General features: G+C 48.0%; 3 protein-coding genes. 2 read left to right on the top strand and 1 reads right to left on the bottom strand.

Features of this window, described 5'->3' with window-relative positions; genetic code table 11:
• Nucleotides 1–149 precede the first annotated feature (149 nt).
• Nucleotides 150–3347 (bottom strand): reprolysin-like metallopeptidase, encoded by a 3198-nt coding sequence (locus JT717_RS08835; RefSeq protein WP_205509834.1) that lies wholly within the window; start codon nucleotides 3345–3347, stop codon nucleotides 150–152.
• A 341-nt stretch (nucleotides 3348–3688) separates the two neighbouring features.
• On the opposite strand from JT717_RS08835, the gene JT717_RS08830 reads away from it, so the two are divergent.
• A complete protein-coding gene (locus JT717_RS08830; RefSeq protein WP_205509833.1) occupies nucleotides 3689–5557 on the top strand; it encodes a transketolase in 1869 nt (622 codons plus the stop codon).
• A 6-nt stretch (nucleotides 5558–5563) separates the two neighbouring features.
• Nucleotides 5564–6487, top strand: a complete 924-nt coding sequence (locus JT717_RS08825) for a YihY/virulence factor BrkB family protein (RefSeq protein ID WP_205509832.1) — start codon at nucleotides 5564–5566, stop codon at nucleotides 6485–6487.
• Nucleotides 6488–6493 lie beyond the last annotated feature (6 nt).

The raw sequence follows: 6493 nt of genomic DNA, 5'->3' as shown, positions 1-6493 counted from the left end.
TTCACTAGTCTGATGGACATCGTAAAGCCTTCTAAAACTGTTAATGTTTAATGAACCGCCGTATGCCGAACGGCACGTACGGTGGTGTGAGAGGACAGTAAGGGAAATAATCTCTTACTTCCTACTCGATTCAGATTCTTTATTTGTTGTTACTCCTTAATGATCTTCGTCATCTTCACTTCCTTTCCTCCGTTCCTGATCTTCATCATATAAATACCTGCAGGCAGGGCAGCAATATCCAGCTGCGAGTTCACCGCGTTTACTGCCCGCTGCAAGACCACCCGGCCATTTACATCGAAAAGCCGGATATCTGATTTGCCCGTGAAACCGGTTAGGTTAATGTTCACGAGGTTTCTGGCAGGGTTCGGGTATACATTTACTTTTTGCTCAGCACCGGTGATCAGATCAGCTTCGCGGCTGGCTGTTCCTAATTGTACCCTTACTGTATAACAGCTGGTAGCGCTATTGGCGCCATTGTAACCATAAACCTGGGCATAATAGGTGCCCGGATTAACCGTTCTGCTGATCGTTTCATTGCTGGTGCCGCCTGCCTGTGAAATGGCAAGTTGGGTTCCTGCGCTGTTCAACAGTTTCAGATCATAATCGCCAGGCAAGGTACCCAATGTAATGGTGATCGTACCCCGGGTGGTGATCACAAACCGGTAATGATCGATATCGCCACTTGGGCTGATGAGGCCATTTACATTGGTGTTGAATGGAATGTTTGCTGCACCGGCAGTGGTTCCGTTGGTTGCCGTATCCAGGCTGCTTGCACAGGTTGTTGGAATGGTAGTGAATTGGGCTGCTGCATAGGCACTGCTGCCACCTGAACAATTTGCTCTTACTCTCCAGTCATACAATGTTCCGGGTGTTAACCCGCTTATGGGGACAGATGTGGAAGCAGTTCCAAGCGTGTCTGTGATCCAGGTTGCAGATGCATTCGGTTTATATTGCACATCGTAACTCAGGGCGCCGCTTACCGCTGTCCAGCTAACAGTGGCGCTGGTAGTTGTTACCAGTGAACTGTTTAAACCTGCCGGTGCTGTACAAGTGACCAATGGTGTGGTCGTAAACTGTTCGGCTGAATAAGCGCTGCTGCCGCTGCTGCAATTCGTTCTTACCCTGTAATCATATGTCGTACCCGCAGTGAGACTGCTTAAGGCAACAGAAGTATCCGTAGTGCCGGTAGCAGCATTGATCCAGCTTGCTGATGAACTGGCCTTATAGTCCACATCATATGATGCAGCGCCGCTAACTGCTGTCCATCTTACATTAGCCGATGTGGTGGTAATTGCATAAGCGATCAAGCCAGCGGGTGAAACACAGGACGAACCGGATGTTATAGTAAAATTGGTATTGGAAATGTCAAAGAAAATATTTCCTACCGCTTCTATTTTTATTCTTGCTGTTGAAGTGGGGGTATTAGGGATCGTCACTACCTCACTGCCGTCATTGGGAGTGCTGGCGACCAAAGTATTGAAGGTAGTGCCCCCGTCTGTAGAAACGGAGATTTTTACATGGGCGCAACTAACCGGTGCCGCCGTTGTATTTGCCACGTTCCAGGTAATATTTTGCGCTGAATTGCCGGCCCATGATACCGCTGTATTCGGTGCGGTTACCGAGAAAGGTCCTGATGAGTTGGTAACAGTCACAGTCATATCGGCAAAATTGGTTTGACCGATGCTTACCGGTGCGGTGGAGCTGTAAGGCGCATTGTCCCTCACCGTTAAGCGAAAGCGCAACGTTCTTGAAACGGAGCTCAATGCTTCGGTATTGGCGCCGGCATCACCGCCTGGCAAGGGGCCAGACACCAAACCGCCTGCCAGGATCGTTGCCATTTTAGGAAAGTACCTTGTTGGCGATGTGGAGGGCGCAAAACTGATCCAGTTTGGCCCGGCCGTTTTGGTAGCGCTGGCTACGCTGGCTGCTCCTGTTTGTGACGACGAAGCATTGTCATTCTGCTCCCAGCAATAGGTAAGCACATCACCGGCATTGGCATCTGTAGCCGAACCCGTAAGTGCAAACGGAGTGCTGATGGGGATCGTATAATTACCGCCTGCATTCACTACAGGTGTTGCATTATTAGCGGCGATACTGGTCGTTACCGGACAGGTTTTGGTAGATAAATTCGCCTGGATCTGCGCTATGGAAGCAGCATGGAAAATTTCAATGGAATGGGGCGCCAGGTCCTGGTTGGTGATACCTGCATAGCCCATGATCGTAATCCCGGAACCAGGTTCTACATTAACACCGGTGCCTTCATTGCCCATAGAGAAAGTATGGTTAGCACCCAGCTGATGCCCTACTTCATGCACCACATAATCGATGTCGAAATTATCTCCCTGGGGAATACCGTCTGCAGGAGAAGTAAAACCGCTGCCTTTTGAATTGTCGACACAGATGCAACCGATGCAACCGGCATTACCGCCGCCGCCGGATGCGCCGAACAGGTGGCCGATATCATAGTTGGCTGCACCGATCACAGAATTGAGGGTATTTTGTAACTGGCTGGTCCACGCCCCGCCTGCGCCCGAACTGGCCGGTGAATAAGGATCAGTAGAGGGATTATAATAGAATACATTGGTGCTTGCTGCGATCAGGTTAAGATGGATAGCAAGGTCCTTTTCATAAACCCCGTTACAACGGGTAAGTGTGGCATTCACAGCTGCGAGCACCAGGGAAACCTGTGGCGCGCTTGTGGCGCCAAAAAAATTGGAGTACTCAGCGGTAACGGATTGGGCCAGCCGCAAGGTTTTCATATCGCCGGTTGACCTGGCAACCCTTGCATTCATATCATTTACCTGGCTGGTAATGCCAGCTGACAATTGTTGCTCAGGGGTGGTGCATTTCCAGGGTAAACTTTTCGGTTGCTTTTTGAAAACAGTATACACCTTGTGGTCGGCAGAATAAGGTTCAATGAACTCATTTTCCTTATTCATACGGAAAACCATTGTTTGAATACCCTGCGGAGAGATGCTCAGTTTCAACGTAGCCTGTTTATCAGTAATGCCTTTACCTGAAAATGCCCTGATCTCAGGAAATTGAGCCTGTAATGCCGGTTCGAAATTAGACGCTTCAATAATTTCGAACTGTTCAATTTGTCCGTCTGCGTTAGGTAAAGAAATAATGGTTGAATGGGCCGCGGCATTACCAACGGTTTTGAATACTTCATTTCTCAATGGAGTAAAATTCAGGTCAAACAGTTTAAAGTTTGCGGGAAATGCAAGCCGGGCTATGGCTTTGTCGGTAGTGATCCTGGCGGCATCGGTGTGCGGCCTCCAGTAATCCTGTGCAAGTAAGATGGTACTGCACAACATCGCTGTTGCGAAGAGTAAAACTTTTCTCATGTGACGATTCGATTTAATGGAAAAAATGGTATCAGAATAAATTTAGGGCAATTTTATGCGATTTCCATTTTGCCCGGATAGATTACCCATATACCATGAATGTTCAACCGGAGCACCGGATCATTTCAAAATTCCCTTTAACCTATTGAATACGTCTTTGCCTCTCTCGTGACCGCTATACATTTTTCATTTGCCAGTGATGCCCGTTGGCTTGACCGGCAGGCAGCACCCGGTGTTCAACAATTTCTACAGATCATCCAGCTATTACCTCATTTTATGTTAACAGATAATGGCATTTGAATTGTGCGTTTTTGAGTATTGATCATTTTTTATTGCTTAATATGACAAACAACAATGCCCTGCAAGAAAAAGCGAATCTGCTTCGCAAATGGTGCCTTGTTTCAACAACGGCGGCTGGGTCGGGGCACCCAACATCCTGCTTATCGGCAGCAGATCTTTCCACCGTTCTGTTTGAAAAATATTTTACCTACGATATTTCCAATCCCTTAAACATCTACAACGACCGGTTTGTGCTTTCGAAAGGACATGCTGCTCCCCTGCTATATGCCCTGTTTGGCATGTGTAACGCCTATGATCTAAATGAATTGAAAACGCTGAGGCAATTCAACAGCCGGTTTGAAGGTCACCCCGTCCCAAAATTTAAATATGCGGAAGCAGCTACAGGCTCCCTCGGGCAGGGACTTTCGGTAGGGGCCGGATTGGCATTATTGGCTAAAAGAGAAAAACTGCCTTATACTACCTATGTGTTGTGCGGTGATGGTGAGCTGGCTGAAGGCCAGGTATGGGAGGCAGCTAATTTTGCTGCTTATCATCGCCTGAATAATTTAATTGCCATTTTAGATATTAACCGGCTGGCGCAAAGTGGCGAGACCATGTTTGGTCACCACATGGAGGAATATGAACAGCGGTTCCGCGCATTTAACTTCCAGGTGATCACAATTGACGGACATAATTTCGGTGAAATAGACCAGGCTTTTCAGCAGGCTCGTGACGATGCAGGGCAGGCACCTGTAGCCATCATTGCCAGAACGGAGAAAGGGAAAGGAATTTCTTTCCTGGAAAATAAAGATGGCTGGCACGGTAAACCGTTAAAGGAGGAGGACCTCAAAAAAGCATTGGATGAGCTGGGAGCTATGGATGATATGCTGCGTTTCGAGCTGCGGAAACCATCAAAAACGGCGGTCGCTCATCCTTCCCGGATGAATACGGCTATACAGCTGGAATTCGATAAGGCCAAAACATATGCTACCCGCGAGGTCTTTGGCAAGGCATTGGCGCAGATCACCAAAAATGCTCAGGATGTATATGTGCTGGACGCCGATGTAAAGAACTCCACCTTTACCGAAGATGTTTTCAATGATACACCGGAGCGATTTATAGAATGTTTTATTGCCGAACAAAACATGGTATCCGTAGGCGCCGGTTTATCAAGGATCGGCAAGATTCCGGTATTAGCCACTTTCGGCGCTTTTTTCATGCGGGCTGCCGACCAGATAAGGATGGCCAGGATCTCCGAAGCCAATATGAAATTTGTGGGTTCGCATGTTGGCGTTTCTATCGGGGAAGACGGTCCCTCACAAATGGCCCTGGAAGATATCGCTTTCTTTGGGGCTATGCCGGATGCCGTTATTTTGCAACCTTGTGATGCCGTGGCCACCACTGCCCTGGTACGGCGGATGATTGAACATACCGGTTTTGTATATATGCGCACCCTTCGCCCCAAAACCAGACTGTTATATACAAGCGGCGAAGAATTTCATATCGGAGGATCTAAGATTGTGCGGCAATCAGCCAATGATCTGCTTACGGTGGCGGCCAGCGGTATTACGGTATTTGAAGCACTACAGGCTGCAGATCTGTTAGCGCAGGAAAACATAAAGATCCGGGTGGTGGATTGTTATTCCATAAACCCCGTTGACAAGCGAACATTGATGGACTGCCTCAATGCGACCCGGCACAAATGTATAATTACAGTAGAAGATCATTTTGAGCATGGCGGGTTAGGCGATTTTGTTGCCGCAGCCATCAGTGCAGAAGGAAACCATGTAGTGAAATTGGCAGTAACGAAAATATCTCAATCGGGCAAACAGGAAGAACTGTTGCGGGATGCTGGTATCGATGCAGCTGCAATTGTGGCCCGGGTTAACAAAATAGTAAGATCTACCGAAAAACTGAACACAGCCGTGTGACGGATAATGAACAAAAAAACATCCATTTGGAATTGGCCAGTGCTCTGGACGCTGATGAAAAGTTCGTTCAGGCGTTTGATGCGTAATGACCCATTGCGAATGGCGGGCGCCACCGCTTTTTTTACGAGCTTCGCCCTGCCTCCTATTCTTGTGCTGCTGTTCCAATTATTCAGTATCTTCTTCGCCCGCAGGATCGTAGGTAGAGAATTGCGTGAATTATTATCAGATACGCTGGGCAAGCAGGGCGCCGACCAACTGAGGATCACTGCGCTCGGCTTGCGCAACCTGGCCCAAACCTGGTATATGGCTGTAATAGGTTTATTATTCCTCGCCTTTGTAGCAACCACCCTTTTTAAAGTGATCAGGAATTCGCTCAATGATATCTGGAATATCCATGTAGAAAAGACGGAATTTCTTGCTGATATGAAAATACGGGCCAGATCGCTGTTTATTATACTGATGGCCGGTATCCTGTTCCTGGCTGCCGGCGTCATTGACCTGATAAAAGTCATTGCCGGAAATTACATTGGCAGGTTCTGGGAAAAGGGCGGAAGCTTTTTTACCACGGCGCTCGATGAAATTGCCGGTATACTTGTTGTTACCACCTGGTTTATCGTCTTATTCAGGTACCTGGCAAGTGGCCGGCCTTCCTGGCGGGTAGCCACGGCGGGAGGCATACTTACCGGACTTCTATTTTACCTTGGTAAGGCAGCGCTCTCGGTCTTACTTATCCAAAGTAATATTGGCGCCGTTTATGGGGCGGGAACTGCTATCGTGCTGATCCTGCTTTTTGTATTCTATTCTTCGTTTATCCTCTACTTTGGCGCCAGCTTTATTAAAGAATATTCTTTGCTGAGCAGTGACCCCATTGTACCGTCACAGCGGGCATACCAGTTCGAATTGCATAAAGTGCCTGATCCGCGGAACTGAAGTTCG

It is taken from the genome of Longitalea arenae (genome assembly GCF_016924755.1).
Classification (GTDB): Bacteria; Bacteroidota; Bacteroidia; order Chitinophagales; family Chitinophagaceae; genus Niastella; species Niastella arenae.
The sequence above is the reverse complement of the archived record's forward strand: the minus strand, read 5'-3'. Positions and strand labels throughout refer to the sequence as shown.

Excerpts from the sequence above, each read along its gene's own strand:
- JT717_RS08835 (WP_205509834.1), bottom strand. The coding sequence starts at position 3,347 with ATGAGAAAAGTTTTACTCTTCGCAACAGCGATGTTGTGCAGTACCATC.
- JT717_RS08830 (WP_205509833.1), top strand. The coding sequence starts at position 3,689 with ATGACAAACAACAATGCCCTGCAAGAAAAAGCGAATCTGCTTCGCAAA.
- JT717_RS08825 (WP_205509832.1), top strand. The coding sequence starts at position 5,564 with ATGAACAAAAAAACATCCATTTGGAATTGGCCAGTGCTCTGGACGCTG.